General features: G+C 66.1%; 19 protein-coding genes and 1 tRNA gene. 13 read left to right on the top strand and 7 right to left on the bottom strand.

Annotated features, from left to right (window positions below):
- Window positions 1–35 precede the first annotated feature (35 nt).
- Genes U9J41_RS26060 through U9J41_RS26050 form a run of 3 tightly spaced genes read left to right on the top strand, consistent with a single transcriptional unit; the run spans window position 36 to window position 4,293 of the window.
- Window positions 36–1,031 carry a porin gene (locus tag U9J41_RS26060; RefSeq protein WP_322405077.1) on the top strand — a complete coding sequence of 332 codons (996 nt, stop codon included), beginning with the start codon at window positions 36–38 and terminating at the stop codon, window positions 1,029–1,031.
- Between the two features lie 29 nt (window positions 1,032–1,060).
- The gene (locus U9J41_RS26055; RefSeq protein ID WP_322405076.1) at window positions 1,061–2,929 is read left to right on the top strand and encodes a sensor histidine kinase; all 1,869 of its coding nucleotides are present in this window, start codon (window positions 1,061–1,063) and stop codon (window positions 2,927–2,929) included.
- 11 nt (window positions 2,930–2,940) lie between these two features.
- Complete coding sequence (locus tag U9J41_RS26050) at window positions 2,941–4,293, top strand: sigma-54-dependent transcriptional regulator (RefSeq protein ID WP_322405075.1); 1,353 nt, start codon at window positions 2,941–2,943, stop codon at window positions 4,291–4,293.
- A gap of 18 nt (window positions 4,294–4,311) precedes the next feature.
- Here U9J41_RS26050 and U9J41_RS26045 read toward each other — a convergent pair whose 3' ends face one another.
- Complete coding sequence (locus U9J41_RS26045; RefSeq protein ID WP_322405074.1) at window positions 4,312–4,545, bottom strand: hypothetical protein; 234 nt, start codon at window positions 4,543–4,545, stop codon at window positions 4,312–4,314.
- A 473-nt stretch (window positions 4,546–5,018) separates the two neighbouring features.
- Here U9J41_RS26045 and U9J41_RS26040 point away from each other — a divergent pair, with 473 nt between their 5' ends.
- A complete protein-coding gene (locus U9J41_RS26040) occupies window positions 5,019–7,841 on the top strand; it encodes a TonB-dependent receptor (RefSeq protein WP_322405073.1) in 2,823 nt (940 codons plus the stop codon).
- A gap of 120 nt (window positions 7,842–7,961) precedes the next feature.
- Here the strand turns inward: U9J41_RS26040 and U9J41_RS26035 are convergent, their stop codons facing one another.
- Window positions 7,962–9,461 carry a sensor histidine kinase gene (locus U9J41_RS26035; protein ID WP_322405072.1) on the bottom strand — a complete coding sequence of 500 codons (1,500 nt, stop codon included), beginning with the start codon at window positions 9,459–9,461 and terminating at the stop codon, window positions 7,962–7,964.
- Between the two features lie 6 nt (window positions 9,462–9,467).
- Window positions 9,468–10,166, bottom strand: coding sequence for a response regulator (locus U9J41_RS26030; RefSeq protein WP_322405071.1), 699 nt, complete (start codon window positions 10,164–10,166; stop codon window positions 9,468–9,470).
- 175 nt (window positions 10,167–10,341) lie between these two features.
- On the opposite strand from U9J41_RS26030, the gene U9J41_RS26025 reads away from it, so the two are divergent.
- The 8 genes from U9J41_RS26025 (at window position 10,342) to U9J41_RS25990 (ending at window position 19,849) form a co-directional block, all read left to right on the top strand.
- A complete protein-coding gene (locus U9J41_RS26025) occupies window positions 10,342–11,397 on the top strand; it encodes a porin (RefSeq protein WP_322405070.1) in 1,056 nt (351 codons plus the stop codon).
- A 24-nt stretch (window positions 11,398–11,421) separates the two neighbouring features.
- A complete protein-coding gene (locus U9J41_RS26020; protein ID WP_322405069.1) occupies window positions 11,422–12,369 on the top strand; it encodes a tripartite tricarboxylate transporter substrate binding protein in 948 nt (315 codons plus the stop codon).
- 51 nt (window positions 12,370–12,420) lie between these two features.
- Window positions 12,421–13,521: an ABC transporter substrate-binding protein gene (locus U9J41_RS26015; protein ID WP_322405068.1), complete on the top strand. Its 1,101-nt coding sequence runs from the start codon at window positions 12,421–12,423 to the stop codon at window positions 13,519–13,521.
- A gap of 139 nt (window positions 13,522–13,660) precedes the next feature.
- Window positions 13,661–15,460, top strand: a complete 1,800-nt coding sequence (locus U9J41_RS26010) for an ABC transporter permease (protein ID WP_322405111.1) — start codon at window positions 13,661–13,663, stop codon at window positions 15,458–15,460.
- A 33-nt stretch (window positions 15,461–15,493) separates the two neighbouring features.
- Window positions 15,494–16,567, top strand: a complete 1,074-nt coding sequence (locus U9J41_RS26005; RefSeq protein ID WP_322405067.1) for an ABC transporter ATP-binding protein — start codon at window positions 15,494–15,496, stop codon at window positions 16,565–16,567.
- 17 nt (window positions 16,568–16,584) lie between these two features.
- A complete protein-coding gene (locus tag U9J41_RS26000; RefSeq protein ID WP_322405066.1) occupies window positions 16,585–17,637 on the top strand; it encodes an AbrB family transcriptional regulator in 1,053 nt (350 codons plus the stop codon).
- A gap of 166 nt (window positions 17,638–17,803) precedes the next feature.
- Window positions 17,804–19,699 carry an MFS transporter gene (locus U9J41_RS25995; protein ID WP_322405065.1) on the top strand — a complete coding sequence of 632 codons (1,896 nt, stop codon included), beginning with the start codon at window positions 17,804–17,806 and terminating at the stop codon, window positions 19,697–19,699.
- A 73-nt stretch (window positions 19,700–19,772) separates the two neighbouring features.
- Window positions 19,773–19,849, top strand: a tRNA-Pro gene (locus tag U9J41_RS25990).
- A gap of 175 nt (window positions 19,850–20,024) precedes the next feature.
- Here U9J41_RS25990 and tnpC read toward each other — a convergent pair.
- The 4 genes from tnpC to U9J41_RS25970 form a co-directional block, all read right to left on the bottom strand.
- Window positions 20,025–21,584: an IS66 family transposase gene (tnpC, locus tag U9J41_RS25985; RefSeq protein ID WP_322405064.1), complete on the bottom strand. Its 1,560-nt coding sequence runs from the start codon at window positions 21,582–21,584 to the stop codon at window positions 20,025–20,027.
- A 30-nt stretch (window positions 21,585–21,614) separates the two neighbouring features.
- Entirely contained in the window at window positions 21,615–21,962 is a 348-nt protein-coding gene (gene tnpB / locus U9J41_RS25980; RefSeq protein ID WP_322405063.1) for an IS66 family insertion sequence element accessory protein TnpB, read from the bottom strand.
- Window positions 21,963–22,012: 50 nt separating this feature from the next.
- On the bottom strand, window positions 22,013–22,279 hold the full coding sequence (locus U9J41_RS25975) for a site-specific integrase (RefSeq protein ID WP_322405062.1): 267 nt from the start codon (window positions 22,277–22,279) through the stop codon (window positions 22,013–22,015).
- Between the two features lie 159 nt (window positions 22,280–22,438).
- Window positions 22,439–22,732 carry a hypothetical protein gene (locus U9J41_RS25970; RefSeq protein WP_322405061.1) on the bottom strand — a complete coding sequence of 98 codons (294 nt, stop codon included), beginning with the start codon at window positions 22,730–22,732 and terminating at the stop codon, window positions 22,439–22,441.
- A gap of 321 nt (window positions 22,733–23,053) precedes the next feature.
- Here U9J41_RS25970 and U9J41_RS25965 point away from each other — a divergent pair.
- A partial coding sequence (locus U9J41_RS25965; protein WP_322405060.1) for a hypothetical protein occupies window positions 23,054–23,269 on the top strand: 216 nt, incomplete at its 3' end.

The following is a 23,269-nucleotide window of genomic DNA, read 5'->3' as shown; positions in this document are numbered from 1 at the left end:
CATCCGACACATACCAACAACCAACGGAGACTCGATTGAAACATCGCTATATCGTCGGCGCGTGCGCGCTCGGCCTGAGCGCCGCGTTCGCGCAGGCGCAATCCATGGTGAAGGTCTACGGCGTGGCCGATGCCGGCATCGTGCTGGAACGCGGCGGCCCGGCCGGGTCGATGGAGAACGTCGGCAGCGGCGTGGCGTCCGGCTCGCGGCTGGGCTTCAAGGGGAAGGAAGACCTCGGCGACGGCACGAGCGCTTTCTTCGTGCTGGAAAACGGCTTCAATATGGATACCGGCACGGCGGGCCAGGGTGGGCGCCTGTTCGGCCGCCAGGCCCTCGTCGGGCTCGCCGGCGCGGCCGGCTCGGTCAGCCTGGGCCGCCAGTACGCGCCGTACTACAAGGTCGTGCGCGACATCGTCGATCCGTTCTGCACCGGCCTCGCGGGCAACGCGCAGAACCTGTTCCCGACCTTCACCCGGGTCGATAATTCGGTCGAGTACCAGACACCGAAGTGGCGCGGCGTGTCGGCCGACGTCCTGTACGGCGTCGGCGAGGCGGCCGCCGACGCCACGAAGAACCGGACGATCGGCGCGTCCGTCGGCTACGATGCCGGCCCGCTGACCCTCGTGCTGGTGCACCACCAGCAAGGCAACGCGACCGGTACCGCGCACAGCCGCAACACCATGCTGGCCGGCCGCTACCGCTTCGGCGTGGTGACGGCGCACGCGGCCTACGCACGCAATCGCGACGTGCTGGGCAATGCCAGCCGGGATGCCTTGCTGGGCCTCGCCGTGAAGGCCGGCGCGGGCAGGGTGCTGGCCTCGCTGGTGGTCCACCGCGACGATGGCGGCCGCGAAGCGCACGCCCGCCAGGCCGCGATCGGCTACGAGTACAGCCTCTCCCGGCACACCGACCTGTACACGGCGTACGGCCACATCGTCAACCGCGACGGCGCCGCGTACACGGTCGGCAATGCCACCGACGTAGGTTCCGGCACCACCGGCATCAACCTTGGGGTGCGTCATGTGTTTTAATCGCAGGACGTAAACACCCCAGGACCGCCATGCCCGCAGCCGCACCCACCGTCAATCCGCGCCAGGCCGGCCGCTGGCCGCGCCGGCGGCTGGCGTTGTGGGGCGTGCTGCTGCTCGGTTGCGTGGCGCTGGCCGGGGTGGCGTATCGCTATGCCGAGGACGCCGCGATCGGGCGCCTGCGGCTGTCCGGCGCGCAGCGGCTGGACACCTATGCGGCCAGCCTGGAGCACCTGCTGTCCAAATACGATTTCCTGCCCGGCACGTTCGAACTGAACAAGGACGTCATCGCGCTCCTGCGCCGGCCCGGCGACGAGGCGCTGCGGAAGGAAGTCAATGTCTACCTGGAGCATGTCAACCGCCTGGCCAGGTCGACATCGATCTATATCGTCAACCTGCAGGGCGTGACGCAGGCCGCCAGCAACTGGCGCGAGCCCGACAGCTTCGTCGGCGACAACGTCGCCTTCCGGCCCTATGTGCGCGACGCGCTGCGGGGCGCGCCGGGCGGCTTTTACGGGGTCGGCACCACGCGGGGCGAGCCCGGCTATTATTTCGCGCGCGGCATTTACCAGGACGGCCGCATGCTGGGCGTGGCGACCGTCAAGGTCAATATCGAAAGCCTGGAGGACACCTGGGCCGACGCCGGCGGCAAGGCGCTGCTCGCCGATGCGCATGGCGTGGTGTTTCTGAGCTCGGTGCCCGAATGGAAATACCATACGCTGGCCCCGCTGACGCCGGCGGTGCGCAAGGAATTGGAAGCGTCGCGCCAATATGTCGCGCATCCGCTCACGCCGCTGGGCCTGCGCACCGTGCGCGCGCTCGACGACGGCGCGCGCATCGTCGCCGGCCCGCCGCCCGCCGCCGGCGGCCCCATGCTGAGCCAGTCGCGTACGCTGGCGAGGCGCAACTGGCAGCTGGTCTACCTGTCCGACCTCGCGCCGGTCCGCGCCGGCGCCCGCGCCGCGGCGCTGCTGACGCTGCTGTCGGAGGCGCTCGCGATCATGCTGGTGCTGTATGCGCGCCAGCGCCACCGCCTCGGCCGCCAGCGGCTGCGTGCCCGCGAGGATTTGCAGCGCGCCTACGATCGACTGGAAAGCCTGGTGGCCGAGCGCACGGCCAGCCTGCAGACGATGACGCGCGAGCTGCGCGACGAGAACCTCGTGCGCCAGCAAGCCGAACAGCAGCTGCGCAAGGCGCAGAGCGAGCTGGTCCAGGCGGGCAAGATGGCGGTGCTGGGGCAGCTGTCGGCCGGCATCACGCACGAGCTGAACCAGCCGCTCACCGCCTTGCGCACGATGTCGGACAATGCCCGCGTGCTGATCGAGCGCGGCCGGCTCGATGACGCGCGCGCCAACCTGGCGACCATCTCGCAACTGGTCGAGCGCATGGGCCTCCTGACCGGGCAGCTGCGCCAGTTCGCGCGCAAGGCCGACGCGATGCTGAGCGCGGTACCGGTGGGGGAGGCCGTCACGGCGGCCCTGTTCCTCGTCGAGCGCCGGATCGCGCAGGAGCGGGTCGGCTTCCGCATGTCGACGCACCCCCGCGACCTGTATGCGCTGTGCGACAGCAACCGGCTGCAGCAGGTGCTCGTGAACCTGTTCAGCAACGCGCTCGACGCGATGGAGATGGCCGGCAGCACGCCGCGCGAGCTCGTGGTCGACGCCGGGCGCGACGGCGCGCGGGTACGCATCGCCGTGACCGACAGCGGTCCCGGCGTGCCCGAAGAAATACGCACGCATTTATTCGAACCCTTCTTTACCACCAAGCCGCAAGGAAAAGGGCTGGGCCTGGGCCTGGCCATCTCCGAGCAGATCGTGCGCGAATTCGGCGGGCACCTGCGGGCCGAGTCGCCGCCCGGCGGCGGCGCCCGGTTCATCATCGATCTGCCCCGCGCGGACTAGGAGACAGCACTATGTACGAGTTGTACGAAGCCATGAAAGTCCTGCTCGTCGAAGACGACGCCATCGTCCGCGCGGGCAGCGTCCAGGCGCTCGACCTCGCCGGCTTCCAGGTCGAAGCCTTCGACGCCGCCGAGCCGGCGCTGGCGCGGGTAGCGCCCGGTTTTGCCGGCGTGATCGTCAGCGACGTGCGCCTGCCCGGCATGAGCGGCCTCGCGCTGATGGACGCCGTCAAGGCCATCGATGCGCAGGTGCCGGTGGTGCTCGTGACCGGCCACGGCGACATCTCGATGGCGGTGGGCGCGATGCGCGGCGGCGCCTACGATTTCATCCCCAAGCCGTATTCGTCGGAACAACTGGTCGAGGCGGTGCAGCGCGCGCTGGAAACGCGGCGCCTGATACTGGAGGTCGCCGCGCTGCGCGACCGCATCGCCAACGGCGCGGGCATCGACGCGATGCTGCTGGGCGATTCCGCCGCGATGCGCGACCTGCGCCGCCTGATCCTGGACCTGGCCGACGAGTCGGCCGACGTGCTGATCTACGGCGAGACCGGCACCGGCAAGGAGATGGTGGCGCGCTGCCTGCACCAGTTCAGCAGCCGCCGCAACCACCATTTCGTCGCGCTGAATTGCGGCGCGATCCCGGAAAACATCTTCGAGAGCGAAGTGTTCGGCCACGAGATGGGCGCGTTCACCGGCGCGGCCAAGCGGCAGGTCGGCAAGATCGAGCACGCCCACAAGGGCTCGCTGTTCCTCGACGAGGTCGAAAGCCTGCCGCTGTCGCTGCAGGTCAAGATGCTGCGCGTGCTGCAGGAGCGCTACGTCGAGCGGCTCGGCTCGAACACGCCGGTGCCGGTGGACGTGCGCGTGATCGCCGCCGCCAAGGTCGACCTGAAGGCATGGTCCGACCAGCAGAAATTTCGCAGCGACCTGTACTACCGGCTGAACCTGATCGTGCTGAACCTGCCGCCGCTGCGCGAGCGGCGCGAGGATATTCCCCTGCTGTTCGAGCACTTCATGCTGGGCGCGGCGGCGCGCTACAAACGCGGCGTTCCGACGGTGCCGGGACCGCTGATGCAATCGCTGATGGCGCACGACTGGCCCGGCAACGTGCGCGAGCTGCGCAATATCGCCGAACGCTTCGTGCTGGGACTGGCCAGCGGCGCCGACGGCCTGCTGGCCGCGCGCAGTGCGACGCCGGTGCCGCTGGCCGAGCAGGTCGGCGCGTTCGAGCGCGCCGTCATCGAGCAGGAATTGCGCAAGGCGGCCGGCAGCATCAGCGAAGTCAGCGTCGCGCTCGGCGTGCCCAAGCAGACGCTGTACTACAAGATGCAGAAGTACGGCATGAGCCCGGACGACTACAAATAGCCGATCACAGATAGCCGATCACAGATAGCCGCGCGACGGATCTTCCCGGCGCCGCGCCAGTTGCCTCGCCGTCAATCCGGAATGGCCGGCATGGCCCAGGAAACCGTCCGCAAATTCGTCCACGCAGCGGCGCGGCATGGCGGCGGGCGCGTGCAGGGACGCGGTGGTGAGCGCACGCAGGCGGCGCTCGATCTCGTCGAACAGCGCGTCGTCCGCGCCGGGCATCGGGGGAGGGGTGTCGGTCGTTTTCATCCGCGCATTCTACCGGTGCTGCGGCGCACAAGAATCGTGTCCGGATGCGGGTTTGTGGTCGCTCAACAACGCCGGAATTTGCCGTAATACATGCTTCTCTGTGCGCAATGTGCGGAGAAAAACGGGTTTTGGAAGTGGCGTCGGATGGCGCCGGCCGGGGCATTTTGCGGTGCTCGCGGGCTCGTCGGCATGGGCTTTGACATCGAGCAAGACCACCTGCTGCGCCCATGAGGAAGCGTGGATCCTTGCGGTTCGCCAAAGGCCTGAACCGCGCCGGTTTTGTTGTCAAAAAGACTGGTGTGATATCGAAACCTGTATGGGAAACCCAGAAAAAATCATTGGCTCGATCATTGCCGGATCTCTAAGATGGCTTTTGAGAAATGCCAGTTGAGTAGCAAATTTCCTATAACTAGAAACACAGGAGACGTATGAAATCGCAAGTATCTGCACGGCCTTTGGCCTTGAAGGTGTCCGTGACCGCACTGATGGGCGCCGGCCTGCTCAGCAGCGCGTCGGTGTGGGCGCAAACCACCGCCGAAAAGACGGATCAGCCCGCTGATGTCACGACCGTGGTCGTCACGGGCGTCAAGGCATCCCTGATCAAGAGCCTGGCAATCAAGCGCACCAGCGACCAGGTCGTGGAATCGGTCGTTGCCGACGACATCGGCAAACTGCCCGATAACAACGTCGTCGAAGCGCTGCAGCGCGTGACGGGCATCCAGGTCACCGATCGCGCCGGCGGCGAAGTCGGCACCCTGTCGATCCGCGGCATGCCCGATGTGCAAACCACCTGGAACGGCCGCACCATTTTCACCGCCTCGGGCACGCAGGTCGCGCTCCAGGACATTCCGTCGACCCTGGTTCGCCAGATCGACGTCTACAAGACGCGCGACGCCAGCCAGCTGGAAACCGGGATCGCAGGCCAGATTGACGTCAAGTCGCTGCGCCCGTTCGATTTCAAGGGTTCGAAAGTGTCGCTGTCGGCACGTGAAACCTATCTCGATCCCGCGAAAAAGGCGAACCCGCAGCTCAGCGGCATGTTGAGCAACCGCTGGCAAACCGGCTACGGCGAATTCGGCGCCTTGGTCAATCTGTCGGATACCAAGACGAAATACCGCAACGAAAGCGTGACGCCGGGTGCGATGGTGCCGTTCGTCAGCCCGAATGCCGCCGAAGATCCGGCGGGTTACACGCCCCTGCAGCGCATTACCGACACCAGTATCTGGACGCCCGGCACCCGTACCGGCCTGCCGACCGCAGCGGGTTCGACGCTGAATTTCAATGGCAAGGCGTACCCGTATTACCTGTCGCGTGACGCCGTTTTCCAGAGCGACCTCGAGGGAGAGCGGGAACGTCCTTCCGCGAATATCGCCTTGCAGTGGAAACCGAACAGCGATTCGGTCTACACCTTCGAATCGATGTACAACGGTTATCGCAACAAGACCTTCAACAAGTTGCTGTTCAGCTTCGTCGACTGGTGGGGGGATCTCGGCAGCAACCCCGCGGGGTCGATCACGACGTTCCCGGGAACGAACATCATCAAGAGCCGTACGGTCGGTAGCGTCTACGGCTTCAACAGCGGCGACCTCACCACGTCGGCAACCGATTCCTACGTGTATGCCCTAAACGGCAAGTGGGACGTTGGCGACCGCCTGAAGCTGGACGGTGACCTGTCGTACCAGACCAGCACGTATCACTCGGAATTCACGGCCACCCGGATCGATCGCGTCGCACCGTCCATCAACGTCAACTTCAATGACGGCAGCAACAACACGGGGTTCCACTTCAACAACGATGCCGACCTGACCGACCCGTCCAAGTGGAATGTGGCGCAGTTCTACGATAACGCCAACCGCAACAAGGGCAGCGCCGCGACGGCCAGCCTGGCGGGCGTCTTCGATGCCGACTGGGGTGCGCTGCAGACGATCCAGTTCGGCGCGCGCTTCGACGACCGCAAGGCGTCGGAAGCGAACCGGACGCAATCGAGTGCCTTGAACCGCAACCTCGCCTCGCTGGGTGCGGCGTATTCCTCCACCAACGCGAACTTCGGCACGGACATCTCGGACGTTCCGCGCACATGGCTGGAGCCGAATGCCTACTACATCCGCGACCATATCGACGACTGGCGTACGCTCTTCAATTCGATCGATCCGAATTTCCTGACGACGGACAAACTGAGCCTGCAGAAGACGTTCGACGTCGATGAAAAGACGACCAACCTGTTCCTGATGGGGAATACCCAGAACGACCTGTTCGGCCATCGCCTGCGCGGCAATTTCGGCGTGCGCTACGTCAAGGTCAATACTGGCATGACGTTCTACAAGGTCGATGCCACCACCAAGGCGGTCACCGCGACCAGTGCCAGCAAGTCGACCAGCAAGCTCCTGCCGAGCATGACCCTGATTTACGACCCGTCCAGGGACGTCGTGCTGCGCTTCAACTATGGCGAAACCCTGCGCCGCCCGAACTTCGGCGACCTGAATCCTGTGTATCAACTCGGTGACGACGTGTCGAAGGTCGGTTACGGCTCGGGCAGCGGCGGCAATCCGGACCTGAAACCGACGCAATCCAAGAACCTCGACCTGACGGCCGAGTGGTATTTCCAGAAGGACAGTGCAGTCTACGGCACCCTGTTCAAGCGCAAGATCGACGGCCTGGTCGTGAACCTGGCGCGCAAGATTCACGTCGATCCGGCGGACGACCCGTTCCGCAACTCGACCTCGGGTGGCGATCATACGAACGGCTATGACTACGTCATCAACTCGCCGACCAACGCCTCCAACGGCAAGATCAGCGGCGCCGAGCTCGGCTTCATCTACTTCCCGAAGGGGCTGCCGAGCCTGCTGGATGGCCTGGGCATCCAGGGCAGCTATACGCATCTGACCTCGTCGCAGAACGTGCCCGAGACCAATAGTGCCGGCGACATCGTCTCGCAGCTCGAGACACCGTTCTTCGGCGTGTCCAACCGCTCCTACAACGCCACCCTGGCTTACGAAAAGGGCCCGATCAGCGCGCGCTTGTCCCAAGTGTGGCGCTCCGGCTTCCTGGCCACCAACGAAGCGGCATTGTTCGCCAATCCGATCGGTATCTGGCGTCATCCGGAAAAGAGCGTGGACATGCAGATCACCTATAAAATCAACGACAACATGTCGTTCGATATCAGTGGTGTCAACCTGACCAACGAAATGCAGCAGCAGTACTACCACTTCGGCGATGCGGGTAACGCGCAGGTGAGCAATTTCGGTACGCTCCAGATCGGACGTTCGGTCTCGGCTGCCTTGCGCTGGAAAATGTAAGCTGTAAGCTGTAAGCGGTAAGCCCCGACGGTCGAATCGACCCCGGCAGGCAGGAGGGCGTTGCTCGGTTCACACCGGCAACGCCCTTTTTCATTTCGGCGCCGCGGGTTCGACAGTGGCCTACACCCCCGCGGGCAACTCCCGCGCCGGGAACGTCACGCTGACCTTCAATCCGGACCCGCCCTCGGCGCGGTCCAGCGCGAGCGTCGCCCCGTGCACGGTCGCGATGTCGCGCACGATGGCCAGCCCCAGCCCGGTGCCGCCCGGATTGCTCTCCAGCGCCGCCGCCGCCCGGTAGAACGGCATGAACACCTTGTCGTATTCGGCGGGATCGAGCCCCGGCCCGCTGTCCTGCACGTCGAGCACGACGACGCCGATCAGCCGGCGCACGCGCAGCAGCACGGTGCCGCCCGGCGGCGTGTAGCGGAGCGCGTTGTCGACGAGGTTGCTCACCAGTTCGTGCAGCAGCAGGGCCTGGCCGTCCACCGTCGTCGCGCCGTCGTCCTCCGCTTCCAGCGCCAGGTCGATGCCTTTCTGGACGGCCGGCAGCGCCAGCTCCAGGCCGACCTGGCGCGCCACGTCGGCCAGCGGCACGGGCGCGAGCGCGGCGTTCGCGCCGCCGTGCTCGATGCGCGCGAGGGTCAGCAGGCGGTTGGCCAGGTGCACCGTCGAATCCGTCGTCGCCGCGATCGAGCGCACGATGGCTTCCATCGCGGCCGGATCGTTGGCGCGCAGGGCCAGCTCGGCCTGGGTCTTGAGCACCGTCAGCGGCGTGCGCAGCTGGTGCGACGCGTCGGCGATGAAGCGGCGCTGGCTCGCGATCAGGTTCTGCATCCGCGCCATCGTGCCGTTCATCGCCGCGACCAGCGGCCGCACTTCGCGGTGCACGAGGGCTTCGTCGACGTCGGACAGGTCGGACAGCGCGCGCGTCTCGACGACCTGCTTCAGGCGCATCAGCGGCTGCAGCACGAGGCGCACAGCGAACCACACGAGCGTGGCCACGGCCAGCACGAGCAGCGCCTGGCGCAGCAGCGTGTTGAGCAGGATGCGGCGCGACAGCGCGCGGCGCGCGTCCAGCGTCTCGCCCACCTGGATCAGCGCGATGCCGCGCATCGAATCGTCGTACACGGGCTGCAGCAGGGCGGCGATGCGCACCGGCTCGCCGTTGTAGTCGGCATGATAAAACCGCACGAGGGCCGGATACAGTTCGGAGCGGGGCGTGTTCTTCGGCACCGGCGGCAGGTCGTCGTAGCCGGACACCGTCTCGCCGTGCAGGCCGCCCACGCGGTAATAGATGCGGCCCAGCGTGTCGGTCTCGAAGCTGTCCAGCGCCACGTAGGGCACGTCCGCCACGACCTTGCCGTCGCGGACCGACACCCGCTCCGCGAGCGCGCGCGTGGACGCGAGCAGCGAGCGGTCGTAGGCGATGTCGGCGGCGTCGAGGGCGTCGCGGTACAGCGACACGGCATTGGCCGCCACGAGGATCACGAGCGGCACGATCAGCCAGCGCAGCAGCTGGCCGCGCAGGCTGCCCAGCGGTGCGGGGGCGTCGTCTCCGCCGGCGCGCCGGCGCGGCCACAGGCGCGCCAGTAGCGGGATCGGTGCGAAGACGGACGGCATCGCGAATCAGGACGCGGCGGGCGGCCGTTCCTGCAGCAGGTAGCCGATGCCGCGCAAGGTGGCGATGGCGGCGCCGCCGTCCGGACGCTTGTCCAGTTTCTTGCGCACGCGGTGGATGTACAGCTCGATGGCGTCGAGGTTGGCGTCGTCGTCCAGCGCGAACACGTCGTCGAACAGTTTTTCTTTCGACAGCGCGCGGCCCGGGCGCGAGATCAGCGCTTCCAGCACGGCATGTTCGCGCGGCGTGAGCGCCAGCGGTTCGCCGCAGTAGGTGAACATGCGGGCGACGGTGTCGAAGCTGAGCTGACCGCAGCGGTGCACGACCGCCTCGTTGCCGACGCTCCTGCGCAACAGGGCTTTCACGCGCGCTTCCAGTTCCGCCAGTTCGAACGGCTTGGCGAGGTAGTCGTCGGCGCCCAGGTTCAGGCCCTGCACGCGTTCTTCCAGCCCGCCGCGCGCCGTCAGGATCATCACCGGCGTGCGCCCGCGCGCGCCGCCGCGCGCGCGCAGGCGGCGCAGCACGTCCAGGCCGTCCATGCGCGGCAGCGTCAGGTCCAGGATCACGAGCGCGTAGTCCTGGGTGTGCAGCAGCGCGTCGGCATCCGCGCCGGTGGACGCGCATTCGACGGTGAGGTTGGCGTCGCGCAGGGCTTTCGATACCCAGTGGGACAGCTCGACGTGGTCTTCGACTAACAGGATTCGCATCGCGTCAGTGTAAGCGCAAAGCGGGCGCGCCGAAAGCACCGTGGCCCGGTTGCTACGTGATTTCCACAATGCCGTGATTGAAAGGTTGAGTGAAAGCTGATTGAAAGCTTGGCACGCCTATCCTTGGTTTCACGAGGCGGCAAACGACCGCATTGATCACAACAACGGAGACACTATGAAGAAATCGGCCCTCGCGCTCGCCGTCCTGGCAGCGCTTTCCCTGAACGCATCCGCACAGACCAACGTCCAGGTCTATGGCCTGGTGGACGCCGGCGTCGAGTACGTGAATCACGCCGCCGCCAACGACGGCAGCGTGGTGCGTGTGGTTTCGGGCGGCAAGAACACGTCGCGCTGGGGCTTCCGCGGCACCGAAGACCTGGGCGGCGGCCTGAAAGCCGTGTTCAACCTGGAAGGCGGCATCCTGCTGGACACCGGCGCCCAGGACGGCAACCTGTTCAAGCGCCAGGCCAACGTCGGCCTCGAAGGCGACTTCGGCCGCGTCATCATCGGCCGCTCGTTCACGACGACCTATGACCTGGTCATCAAGTTCGACCCGATGGGCTTCGCGCCCAACTATTCGTGGGCGACGTCGGGCAACGCCACGGGCCCGTCGAAGTACGGCATGACCACCGCGTTCGACAACCTGATCAAGTACACGGGCCATACGGGCGGCTTCACCTACGGCGCCACCGTCGGCATGGGCGAGCAGGCCGGCAACTCGTCGGATGGCCGCAAGTACGCCGTCGGCGGTTCCTGGTTCGGCAGCGGCCTTGGCCTGATGGCGTCGTACGAGCAGATCAACGGCAACACGGTCGTCGCCACCGGCAACCGCGACAAGACCACGGCCTTCCACCTGGGCGCCACCTACAAGCAGGGCCCATTGCAGTACACCGCGGCCATGCGCGGCTACAAGCTCCAGTCGGGCAAGGCCGCCACGCCGGACGTGGAAGGCGACACCTACTGGGGCGGCGTGACCTACGCGGTCTATCCGTGGACCCTGACCGGCGCCGTCTACCACATCGACACGAAGAACCTGTCGTCCGCGAAGGATGCGGATCCGACGATGCTCGTGGCGCGCGCCATGTACTCGCTGTCCAAGCGCGTCTGGCTGTACGCATCGGTGGCGCACGCCAAGGCCGACCACGGCCAGCTGGTGGGCCTGTCGCGTGACGATCCGGGCTTCGCGTCGACGCAGACCGGCATCACGACCGGCATCCAGTACCGGTTCTGATCCACGACCCGCGGCCGCAACATCATGAAGCGCGCCATCCACCTCCTGATCGCCGCGGCGTCGTTCGCCGCCGCGGCCGCGGCCAGCGCCGGCGCGGAATGCGTGATCCCGTCCAAACCCGGCGGGGCCATGGACCTCACGTGCAAGCTGGCCCAGAAGGCCATGCCCGACACGAAGCTCAAGCTGGCCTACCTGCCGGGCGGGATCGGCGCCGTCGCGTGGCACACGCTGATCTCGCAGCGGCGCGCCGAGCCGGACACCCTCGTCGCGTTCTCGGGCGGATCTCTGCTCAACCTCGCCGAGGGCAAGTTCGGCAAGGCGACCGCCGACGACGTGCGCTGGGTCGCGGCGCTCGGCGTCGACTACGGGATGATCGCGGTGCGCGCCGACTCGCCCTGGCATAGCCTCGGCGAATTGATGAATGCCATCCGGCGCGATCCGCAGCAAGTCCTGATCGGCGTGTCCGGCACCATCGGCAGCCAGGACTGGATGAAGATCGCCATGCTGGCGCGCCGTGCCGGCGTCGAGCCGCGCCGGCTGCGCTTCGTCGCGCTGGAAGGCGGCGGCGAAACGTTCACGGCGATGAGCGCCAACTATGTACAGGTGATTTCGGGCGACGCGTCGGAAGCGGTGCTGTACGCCGGCCCCGGCAACGTGCGCGTGCTGGCCGTGCTGTCCGAACACCGCCTGGCCGGCGTGCTGGCGGCCGTGCCGACGGCGCGCGAGCAGGGCTACGACATCGTGTGGCCCGTGATCCGCGGCGTGTGGATGGGACCCGACGTGCCGGAGGCAGACTACCGCCGCTGGGTCGACGCCTTCGCCCGCATGCAGGCGACGCCCGAATTCGCGCAGCTGCGCCAGACGGCCGGCCTGCACCCGTTCTCGCTCACCGGCGACGCGCTCACGCGCTGGGTGAAGCAGGCCATCACGGATTACAACCGGCAGGCCAGGGAATTCAACCTGGTTCGCTAGCACCGAGGCCGGCACCATCGGCCGACAACAATACCTACCAAGGAGACAACCATGAATTTCAAGAAGACCGCAGTTGCCACCATCTTTGCTTCCGCAGCGTTCGCATTCGCCGTCCCCGTGCTGGCCCAGGTCCCGGCGGGCTATCCGGCCGGCTACCAGCAACTGATCGACGGCGCGAAGAAGGAAGGCAAGCTGGTGATCTACGGCGCCACCGACAGCAAGGCCGCCCAGCCCCTGATCAAGGATTTCAACGCGATGTATCCGGACATCACGGTCGAGTACAACGACATGAACTCGACCGAGGTGTACAACCGCTTCTTTTCCGAGAACGCGGCCGGCGGCGACACGGCCGACGTGCTGTGGTCCTCGGCGATGGACCTGCAGATGAAACTGGCCGCGGGCGGCTACGCGCTGCAGTACAAGTCGGTCGAGGCGTCCAAGCTCCCGGCATGGGCCGTGTGGAAGGATACGGCCTACGGCACCACGTTCGAGCCGGCCGCCTTCGTCTACAACAAGCGCCTGGTGAAACCCGAGGAAGTGCCGCAGACGCACGCCGACTTCGTGCGCATCATCCAGCAGCCGAAGTTCCAGGACAAGGTCACCACCTACGACATCGAGAAATCCGGCGTCGGCTTCATGTTCATGACGCAGGATGCGCGCGACTTCGCGCAATACAAGCAGCTCGAGCAGGCATTCGGCGTGGCCAGGGTGCGCGTGCAGTCGTCGACCGGCACCATGCTGGAGCGGATCTCGTCGGGTGAAAACCTGATCGGCTACAACATGCTGGGTTCGTACGCGCTGGTGCGCGCCAAGACCGATCCGTCGCTGGGCGTCGTGCTGCCGAAGGACTACACCCTGGTCATTTCGCGCATCCAGTTCATCAACAAGCTGACCAAGCACCCGAACGCCGCCAAGCTGTGGACCGACTACATGCTGTCGAAGCGCGGCCAGACCGTCATCGCCAACGCCTCCAAGCTGTATGCGATCCGCGCCGACGTCACGGGCGAAACGACGTCGAGTGAGTTGATCAAGCTGATCGGCGAAAAGAACGTCAAGCCGCTGCCGGTCAGCCCGGCCGTGGCCGAGTACCTCGACCCGGCCCTCCGTCTCGCGTTCCTGAAAGAGTGGAAGGCCAACGCCGGCAAGAAGTAAATCAGCCCCAAGACCGTCGTTCCCGCGGAGGCGGGAACCCAAGTGAGTGTCCTGGTCCGCTCAAAGTGGGTCCCCGCCTTCGCGGGGACGACGGGTTCAGGCTCCATCTCAATCGGACACTCCCATGCCTACTTCAACCATGCCACTCGACACCAAGGGCGCCGACGGCACCGGCAGCCTGCCGGCCGTGCGCGCGCCGCGCTTCAACTGGACGCGCGGCCTCGTCGTGCTGCTGACCTGCCTGGCCATTTTCCTGCCGCTGTTCCTGGTGTTCTACCAGAGCGTCCTGAGCGCGCCGTTCTTCATGCCCGACAAGGTGCTCGGGCTGGGCGCCTTCCGTTTCATCTTCGACGACCCCGACTTCTGGCTCGCCTTCAAGAACGGCATGTTGCTGGCCTCGGGCCTGGCCGCCATCGCCGTGCCGCTGGGCGGCATGCTCGCGTTCCTGATGGTGCGCACCGACCTGCCGGGGCGCGGCTGGATCGCGCCGCTGCTGCTCGTGCCGATCTTCGTGTCGCCCATGGTGATGGGTTTCGGCTACGTCGTGTCGATGGGCCCCGTGGGCTTCTACTCGACCTGGGTGCACGAGCTGATCGGCTTCGTCCCGTGGAACGTGTATTCGTTCACGAGCATCGTCGTCATCGCCGGCCTCACGCACGTGCCGCACGTGTACCTGTACGCCTCGTCCGCGCTGAAGAGCCTCGGTTCGGACGTCGAGGAAGCGGCGCGCGTCTCCGGCGCGTCGCCGTGGCAGGTGATGTTCAACGTGTCGCTGCCGATGATCATGCCGGCCCTCGCGTATGCGGGCGTGCTGGTGTTCTTCCTCGGCTTCGAAGTGTTCGGCCTCGTGCTCGTGCTGGGCGACCCGGAAGGCCACCTCGTGCTGGCCACGTACCTGTACAAGCTGACCAATAAACTGGGCACGCCGTCGTACCACCTGATGGCGGCCGTCGCCGTGTGCCTCGTCGCCGTGACGATGCCGCTCGTGATGCTGCAGCGCTGGCTGCTCAAGTCGGCCAACAAATACGTGTCCATCAAGGGCAAGGGCGCGCGCCAGAAACCGCTCCCGCTGGGCAAATGGAAGTGGGTTGCGCTCGCCGTGCTGGGCGCATGGATCCTCGTCACCGTCGTGCTGCCGCTGTCCGGCATCGTGCTGCGTTCCTTCGTCCAGTACTGGGGCGAGGGCGTCAAGCTGGCCGACGTGCTCACGCTGCAGCACTTCCGCGACATCTTCGACGAGCCGTCGCTCGTGCGCGGCATCGTCAACACGATCCTGATCGGCGTGATCGGCGGCGCGCTGGCCGTGGCCTGCTACACCGCGATCGCGCTGGCCATGCACCGCAAGGCCGACGGCATCACGCGCCTGCTGGACTACAGCGTGCTCGTGCCGCGCGCCGTGCCGGGCCTGCTGGCCGGCCTGTCGTTCCTGTGGGTGTTCCTGTTCGTGCCGAGCTGGCTGGACAGCTTCCTGCACGGCATGGACAACGGCGTGGCCGCCTGGCTGTCGGCGCACGTCATCCCCGCGTTGCGCCAGGTGCGCTCGACGATCTTCGCGCTGTGGCTCGCGTACTCCGTCGTGTGGCTCGCCTACGGCATGCGCCTGATCTCGACGTCGCTGCTGCAGGTGGGACCGGAACTGGAAGAGGCGGCGCGTGCCGTCGGCGCGAGCCGCGGCCGCGTCACCCGCGACGTGACGCTCCCGCTGATCAAGTTCGGCATGCTGGGCGCCTGGCTGATGGTGTTCCTGATTTTCGAACGCGAGTACTCGACGGGCGTGTACCTGCTGTCGCCCGGCACCGAAGTGATCGGCGCGATGCTCGTGTCGCTGTGGGCCGGCGGCTCGACCGACCTCGTGGCCGCGCTCTCGTTCATCAACATCACGCTCGTCGCCATCGGCCTCGGCATTGCATTGCGCTTCGGCGTCAAGCTTCACAACTGAGCTCCACAACCCATTCGAATCGCGAGACATATCATGAACGTTTTGACCGTCAACGACCTGCACCTCGACTACGGCCATGGCGCCACCGCCAACCCGATCCTGAAGGGCGTGTCGATGCACCTGCAGCGCGGCGAAGTCGTGGCGCTGCTGGGCCCATCGGGCAGCGGCAAGACCACGCTGCTGCGCGCCGTGGCCGGCCTGGAAAGCCCGAAATCCGGCACGATCGACATCGGCGAGCGCCGCGTGTTCGACGGCAGCAAGAAGCTGGAGCTGCCGGCCGAGGCGCGCAACCTGGGCCTCGTGTTCCAGTCGTACGCGCTGTGGCCGCACAAGACCGTGTTCGACAACGTCGCCTACGGCCTCAAGCTGCGCAAGCTGTCCGCGCGCGACATCGAGCCGAAAGTGCGCGAAGTGCTGGCGCAGCTGGGCCTCGGCCACCTGGGCGAGCGCTTCCCGCACCAGCTGTCCGGCGGCCAGCAGCAGCGCGTGGCGATCGCCCGTGCGCTGGTCTACAACCCGCCCGTGATCCTGCTCGACGAACCGCTGTCGAACCTGGACGCCAAATTGCGCGAAGAAGCGCGCGCCTTCCTGCGCGAGCTGATCGTGCGCCTGGGCCTGTCGGCGCTGATGGTCACGCACGACCAGGCCGAGGCGATGGCGATCTCGGACCGCATCCTCCTGCTCAACAACGGCAAGATCGAGCAGCAGGGCAGCCCGCAATCGATGTACGAATCGCCGGACACGCTGTTCACCGCCGAGTTCATGGGCAGTAACAACCGCCTGCCGGCACGCGTCGTGGCGCGCAACGGCGGCGCGGCGCGCGTGCAGGTGGAAGGCATGGCGCTGAACGCGACGGCCCGCGGCAGCGGCGCGTCCGATCCGGACGTCGATGCGGCCGCGCTGATCCGCGTGGAAGAAGTGCGGATCGGCCGCGACCCCGTGGACAACGGCATCCAGCTGCCGCTGTCCACGTGCATGTACCTGGGCGACCGCTGGGAATGCCTGTTCAAGCATGGCAATTCGAACGTGCGCGCCTATTCCAAGCACCGCGTCGACCCGGGACAGTACTGGCTCGAGATGCCTGCCGATAAGCTCTGGGTGTTCTGATTCGCCTGCCGCTGCCATTGCCGTTCCCGCGCGCGCTCGTGCGCACGTTCGTGCCCGCGCTGGCGCTGGCCTTCGGCGCCGCGCAGCTCTGCATCGCCCTCGACACGCCGCTGCCGTGGATGATCGGCCCGCTGTTCTCGACCGCGCTCGCCTGCATGATGGGGGCGCGCCTGGCGGCGCCCGTGCAGGCGCGCGAGGCGGGGCAGTGGGCCATCGGCACCGCGCTGGGCCTGTACTTCAGCGCCCCCGTGCTGGCGGCGCTGGCGCGTAACCTCGGCTGGATCGCGCTGGCGGTGTCCTTCGCCGTCTGCCTCGGCATGCTGGCCGGCGCGCTGCTGCGCCGGCTGTCCGGCAGCGACGACGCGACGGCCTTCTTCGCGATGGCCGTCGGCGGCGCGTCCGAGATGGCCGTGCAGGCCGAACGCCACGGCGCCGTCGTCGAACGCGTGGCGGCCGCGCACAGCCTGCGCATCATGATGGTCGTCGGCAGCATCCCGTTCGCCGTGCGCTGGATCGCCGCCCACGGCTGGGGCGAGGGACTGGACCCGTACGTGCCGCTGGCCGGCCGGGTCGACGTCGCCGGCCTGTGCGTCCTCATCGTCCTCACGTCGTGCGCGGCGCTGGCATTGAAGCGCCTGCGCCTGCCGAACGCCTGGGTGATCGGTCCGCTGATCGTGGCGATCATGCTGACGGCGGCCGGCGTGCAGCTCTCGCGCCTGCCGGAATGGATGATCCGCACCGGCCAGCTGTTCATCGGCGTCTCGCTCGGCACGCGTTTTACGCCGCGCTTCGTGCACACGGCGCCGCGCTACCTGGCCAGCGTGGCCGCGTGCACCTGCGTGACGCTGCTGCTCGCCGGCCTGTTCGCGTTCTGCGTGGCGGCCATCACGGGCCTGCATCCGGGGACGATGGTGCTGGCCACGTCGCCGGGCGGCATCGCCGAGATGGCGCTGACGGCCCGCGTGCTGCACCTGGGCGTGCCCGTCGTGACGGCGTTCCACGTCGCGCGCATGGTCGTCGTGGTGCTCGGGATCGGGCCTTTGTACCGGGCGTGGACGCGCGTCGCCTGACCCGGCGCGGGTGACGCCGAATGCGACCCGCCATGCGTCGAGTCGCGTTATCAGCCCGTTCGGGTAGCGGAATGCGCGACCATTGATTCACACTCAGCAACATTGTGTGTTCAACGTGCCGGTTGTGTTGTAGATTGTCGCATCCCCGACATCCGCATCATTGACCATGAGCCATCCGAACCACCCCAGCCAGTTCTCCCTGCTGACCCAGCGCCGCTTCGGCCCGTTCTTCTGGACCCAGTTCCTGGGCGCCTTCAACGACAACCTGTTCAAGACCGCGCTGCTGGTCGTGCTGACCTACGACGCGCTGGCGTGGACGACGGTGCCCGCGGCGCTGCTGAACAACCTGATCCCCGGCCTGTTCATCCTGCCGTACGTCGTGTTCTCGGCCACCGCGGGGCAGATCGCGGACAAGGTCGAGAAGGGCCGGCTGGCGCGCTTCGTCAAGCTGCTCGAACTCGTCATCATGGCCATCGCCGCCGCCGGCTGGCTGACGCACACCCTGTGGCTGCTCGTCGCCGCCGTCGTCGGCATGGGCGTCCATTCGACGTTGTTCGGCCCCGTGAAATACGCCTACCTGCCGCAGCACCTGAAGCCGGAAGAACTCGTGGGCGGCAACGGCGTCATCGAGATGGGCACCTTCGTCGGCATCCTGCTGGGCGAAGTGATGGGCGCCATCCTGGCCGGCCACGGCGCCATCGGCGTGCACCTCGTCGCGTTCGGGACGCTGGCCGTCGCCGTGCTGGGCCTCGTGACGAGCTGGCGCATCCCGCAATCGCCGGCGCCCGCGCCCACGCTGAAGATCAGCGCGAACTTCGTCGCCGAATCCGTGCGCAACATCGGGTTCTCGCGCAAGAACCGCACCGTGTTCCTGTCCATGCTGGGCAATTCCTGGTTCTGGTTCTACGGCGCCCTCGTGCTGTCGCAATTCCCGCTGTACGCCAAGGATTACCTGCACGGCGACCACAGCGTCTTCGTGCTGCTGCTGACCGTCTTCTCGCTGGGGATCGGCGCCGGCTCGCTGCTGTGCGAAAAGCTCTCGGGCCGCAAGGTGGAGATCGGCCTCGTGCCGTTCGGCGCCATCGGCCTGTCGCTGTTCGGCATCGACCTGTATTTCGCGAGCCTCGGCTACACCAACACGATGCCCGTGGACGCCGCCGGCGTGCTCGCGCAGCACGGCACGATCCGCATCCTGGCCGACATCCTGCTGCTGGGCGTGTTCGGCGGCTTCTTCATCGTGCCGCTGTTCGCGCTGATCCAGACGCGCTGCGATCCGGCCCACGTCTCGCGCACCATCGCCGGCATGAACATCCTGAACGCCCTGTTCATGGTGGCATCGGCCGGCGTGGCCGTATTCCTCATCAAGCGCGGTTTCAGCATCCCCGAGATGTTCCTGACGACGGCGCTGCTGAACGCGGTCGTCGCCATCTACATCTTCTCGCTCGTGCCGGAATTCCTGATGCGCTTCCTGGCCTGGCTGCTGATCCACACGATCCACCGCGTGTCGACCGTGGACGTCGAACGCATCCCGGAGGAGGGCGCCGCGGTCCTCGTCTGCAACCACGTGAGCTATGTCGACGCCATCGTCATCATGGCCGCCAGCCCGCGCCCGATCCGCTTCGTGATGGACCACCGCATCTTCAAGACGCCGCTGCTGGGCTTCATCTTCCGCACGGGTAAGGCGATCCCGATCGCGCCGGCCCACGACGACCCGTGGCTGATGGAAAAGGCGTTCATCGACGTCGCCCATGCGCTGCACGAAGGGGAACTGGTGTGCATCTTCCCCGAAGGTAAGTTGACGCGCACGGGCGAGATGAACGAATTCCGCGGCGGCATCGCCAAGATCGTCGCGCGCAGCCAGGTGCCGGTGATTCCGATGGCGCTGCGCGGCCTGTGGGGCAGCGTGTTCTCGCGCGATTCGTCGAACGTATTCGAACGCTCGTTCGCGCGCGGGCTGCGTTCGCGGCTGGCGCTGGCCGTCGGGCAGCCGGTGCCGCCGCAGGAGGTGACGCCGGAGGGCCTGTACGACGAGGTGCTGGCGCTGCGCGGGGACTGGAAGTAAGTTTCCCCCCATGGTGCCTGGTGACAAAAAGACTAGTCATCCCGCGTGCCTCTGTTATAATTCCGGACCAAGTCGGGGCGTAGCGCAGCCTGGTAGCGTACGTGCATGGGGTGCACGTGGTCGGAGGTTCGAATCCTCTCGCCCCGACCAATAGAATCAAGGACTTAGGCCAGCTTCGCAGCTGGCCTTTTTCGTTTCTGGCCGAGCTGGTAAGTAATTTGGTAAGTAATTTTGGGCAGCTCAGGTGTAAGCGTGTTCCCAGCACCGTGTTGAGCTATCGAGGTCGATACGAGATGATACTCGTCACACCGCTGGGAAGCGGAGTTCAGCCGGCCAGGTTGGCGGCACAGTTCCAGGGCAGGAAGTCGTCGACCCGATTCACGGGATGATCGGCGATATGCGTCAGCACGTGGTGCAACCAGGCTTCGGGGTCGATATCGTTCAGCCTGGCTGTTCCAATGAGCCCGTACATGGCGGCCGCGCGTTCGCCGCCGCTGTCGGCGCCGGCAAACAGGAAATTGCGGCGGCCCAGGGCCACGCCGCGCAAGGCCCGTTCGGCGGCCGAGTTGTCGATCTCGATGCGGCCGTCGTCGGCATAGCGGGTCAGGGCCGGCCACAGCTTGAGCGCGTACAGGATCGCCGCCGCCGTGTCCGACTTGCGCGACAGCGTGGCGAGCGAGGCCTGTAGCCAGCGCTCCAGGTCGTCGAGCAGCGGCCTGGAGCGCGCCCGCCGTTCGGCGAGGCGTATGTCCGGCGGCTTGCCGCGGATGGCTTCTTCGATGGCGTACAACTCGCCGATGCGGCGCAGCGCCTCGGTGGTCAGGGGCGATGGGCGGGCCGCGTGCAGGTCGTAGAATTTGCGGCGCGCGTGCGCCCAGCACGCCGCTTCGACGACGCGTCCGCTCTCGTAGATGGCGTTGAAGCCGGCGTACGCGTCGGCCTGCAGCACGCCGGTAAATCCGGCCAAGTGCGCTTGCGGATGCTCTCCCTTGCGGTCGGGAGAATAGGCAAACCACACGGCGGGAGGCTCGTCGGCGCCGCTGGCGCGGTCGTCGCGCACATAGGTCCACAGGCGCGCCGTGCGCGTCTTGCCGTTGCCCGGTGCGAGCACGGGCAGCGGCGTGTCGTCGGCGTGCAGCTTGGCGGCGGCGAAGACGTGGCGGCGCAAGGCGCCAAGCAAGGGGCGCAGCAGTGCGCTGGCCGCACCCACCCAGCTGGCCAGCAGGGAGCGCTCCAGTTCCACGCCCTCGCGTGCGTAGATGACGCTCTGGCGGTACAGGGGAACATGGTCGGCGTACTTGGCCACCAGCACATGGGCCAGCAAGCCGGGACCGGGCAGGCCACGCTCGATGGGACGGCTGGCCGCTTGGGCCTGCACGATTCGATCGCAGCAGGTGCACGCCAGCTTGGGACGTACATGGCGGATGACGCGGAAACTCGCCGGCACATACTCCAGCTGTTCCGACACGTCCTCGCCCAGGGGCGCGAGTTTGCCATTGCAGTCCGGGCATGCATCCACGGCCGGATGCAGTACGCGCTCTTCGCGCGGCAGATTGGCAGGCAGCGGCTTGCGCTCGGCCTTCTTGCGTGGCGCCACGTCGACCGGTGCCTGCGCTTCGGCCACCGCCTCTTCGGCCTCCAGGTCTTCGAGCTTGAGTTCCAGCTGTTCGATTTGCTGGTCGAGCTTCTCGGAACGGCGGCCGAACTGCATGCGCCGCAGCTTGGCCAGCACCAGCTTCAAATGCTCGATCTCGGCGGTGCGCGTCGAGAGTTCGGCGGACAGGTGGGCCACTCGCGCCTCGCTGGCCTGCAATGCCGCCTCGCGCGCCAACAGCATCGCTTTCAGGGCGGCGATATCGTCGGGCAGGTGGGTGGCGTCGGGCATGCGGTCCAGTTTACGCGGGTGGCGCCACGTTTACAAGGCCGACTGCGGCCGCCAAGTACGCTCCGGCCGGCGCCAGTCGATGCCTTCCAATAGCATCGAGAGCTGGGCTTGCGTCATCGTCACCGTGCCTTCGCTGGCTTGCGGCCAGACGAAGCGCTCGCGCTCGAGCCGTTTGCACAGCAAACACAGGCCGTCACCGGTCCACCACAGCACTTTCACCAGGTCGCCACGCCGGCCTCGGAACACGAACACGTGGCCGCTGTACGGGTCTTCGTTCAGTGCCGTCTCCACCTTCGCGGCCAAGCCGTTGAAGCCCGAGCGCATGTCGGTCGCGCCGGCCGCCAGCCAGATTCGCGTACCCGCGGGCAGCCCGATCATGGACGCAAGCCTTGCAGTTGTTGGCGCCGACCGAATATTGACCCATTGGGTCAGTTTTCGGTCGGCCTCAACACGATGCGCGGCCGTTTCACGCCGTCGACCGGGTTGCCGGTGACGGCATTGGCTTCGTAAAGCGCATCGAACAGCGACGACAGGGCCGACAGCTTTCGGCGAATCGTCGCGTCGCCCAGCGCGCGCTGTTTCAGGTCGTGGCGCCAGGCCAGCACGTGGCCGCGGCCGACGTGGCGGAAAGCTTGCGGGTCCTCGATGCCGGCGAACGCCCTGAACTCCCGCACGTCGTTGCTGTACGCGCGCATAGTCTGCGGGTTATCGATGTTGGCGAATCAGGCGATCTCGGGCGGGATTTCGGCGAGCTGCTGGAAGTCCTGGGTGGTTAGCGAGCGCGCGGCCGGCGCGGCCGGCAGCAGTGCGCCGGCGTTTTCCGAATCGGTCGGGGGCATGGGAAGGCTGCTGATCTAGGGTTGCTGCTGTTGCTTCATCCATTCCGCCTCGAGCTTCATGTAGTCGTTGCAACGATCGTCCATTTCCTGCGATGCAGCTTGCAGCGCTTTGCCGGAGTCATTCGACACAGCTTCGACGTCGGTCACGGCTTGAGCATACGTCCATCCGTTTTCACGCATCAACCGGATCACCTCTTGTCGATTTTTGAGAAACACCGCATGGCGATCGGTTTCCAGAAGCGCTTTTTCCCGTGCGATCTCCCAAGCGCGCAGCGCCTGGCGCAGGTCGTCCTTCGTAATTTGTTTCATGCCGATTCCTCAAGGTTGAGCTCCGACTTTACTCTTGGTAATGTATTTTCACGTGATGAACGAATTAGAAATAGTTGATGTAATGCATCGAGAAATTCCACCGTGCATGTTGTTTTTTCTTTGAAACTTACAGATATTTATTCAAAATCATGGCCAGTGAATCGACGTTTCTGAATCCATAATTTATATTGTGTTCTCACGCTGACAACTAGGTACTGATGCTAAAAGAGGGCTTAGGATGATCTCTCGCGAGCAACTTACAAGATATCGGCCTGACAAGACAAAGCATTTTTCTCTAAGTCTACTAAATGAACTAACGAAATGACAAAAACTTTTGGCTCTGCATTGCCTCCTAAGGAGCCGCTGATTAATTCACTTTCGCGCGCGAAAGTCGACGAGATTGCTGGCCAGGTTGCTTGGCACCTCGAAAGATGTTTTTGGCCCGGCCACAGGCAATTGTTCAGCAAGTCGGCAGTATTTCTTTTGCCTTCCGGCACTCAGGACGCACGTCGGGTGTCGGTGACCGTAAATCGCCGG

It is taken from the genome of Massilia luteola (assembly GCF_034420155.1).
Classification (GTDB): domain Bacteria; phylum Pseudomonadota; class Gammaproteobacteria; order Burkholderiales; family Burkholderiaceae_D; genus Telluria; species Telluria luteola.
Note: the sequence above shows the minus strand (reverse complement) of the source record. Positions and strands in the feature narration are given on the sequence as shown.

What these genes read in the sequence shown, in the direction of transcription:
- U9J41_RS26055 (WP_322405076.1), top strand. Translation starts at nt 1,061, where the DNA reads ATGCCCGCAGCCGCACCCACCGTCAATCCGCGCCAGGCCGGCCGCTGG.
- U9J41_RS26050 (WP_322405075.1), top strand. Translation starts at nt 2,941, where the DNA reads ATGTACGAGTTGTACGAAGCCATGAAAGTCCTGCTCGTCGAAGACGAC.
- U9J41_RS26045 (WP_322405074.1), bottom strand. Translation starts at nt 4,545, where the DNA reads ATGAAAACGACCGACACCCCTCCCCCGATGCCCGGCGCGGACGACGCG.
- U9J41_RS26035 (WP_322405072.1), bottom strand. Translation starts at nt 9,461, where the DNA reads ATGCCGTCCGTCTTCGCACCGATCCCGCTACTGGCGCGCCTGTGGCCG.
- U9J41_RS26030 (WP_322405071.1), bottom strand. Translation starts at nt 10,166, where the DNA reads ATGCGAATCCTGTTAGTCGAAGACCACGTCGAGCTGTCCCACTGGGTA.
- U9J41_RS26025 (WP_322405070.1), top strand. Translation starts at nt 10,342, where the DNA reads ATGAAGAAATCGGCCCTCGCGCTCGCCGTCCTGGCAGCGCTTTCCCTG.
- U9J41_RS26020 (WP_322405069.1), top strand. Translation starts at nt 11,422, where the DNA reads ATGAAGCGCGCCATCCACCTCCTGATCGCCGCGGCGTCGTTCGCCGCC.
- U9J41_RS26015 (WP_322405068.1), top strand. Translation starts at nt 12,421, where the DNA reads ATGAATTTCAAGAAGACCGCAGTTGCCACCATCTTTGCTTCCGCAGCG.
- U9J41_RS26010 (WP_322405111.1), top strand. Translation starts at nt 13,661, where the DNA reads ATGCCACTCGACACCAAGGGCGCCGACGGCACCGGCAGCCTGCCGGCC.
- U9J41_RS26005 (WP_322405067.1), top strand. Translation starts at nt 15,494, where the DNA reads ATGAACGTTTTGACCGTCAACGACCTGCACCTCGACTACGGCCATGGC.
- U9J41_RS25995 (WP_322405065.1), top strand. Translation starts at nt 17,804, where the DNA reads ATGAGCCATCCGAACCACCCCAGCCAGTTCTCCCTGCTGACCCAGCGC.
- tnpC (WP_322405064.1), bottom strand. Translation starts at nt 21,584, where the DNA reads ATGCCCGACGCCACCCACCTGCCCGACGATATCGCCGCCCTGAAAGCG.
- tnpB (WP_322405063.1), bottom strand. Translation starts at nt 21,962, where the DNA reads ATGATCGGGCTGCCCGCGGGTACGCGAATCTGGCTGGCGGCCGGCGCG.
- U9J41_RS25975 (WP_322405062.1), bottom strand. Translation starts at nt 22,279, where the DNA reads ATGCGCGCGTACAGCAACGACGTGCGGGAGTTCAGGGCGTTCGCCGGC.
- U9J41_RS25970 (WP_322405061.1), bottom strand. Translation starts at nt 22,732, where the DNA reads ATGAAACAAATTACGAAGGACGACCTGCGCCAGGCGCTGCGCGCTTGG.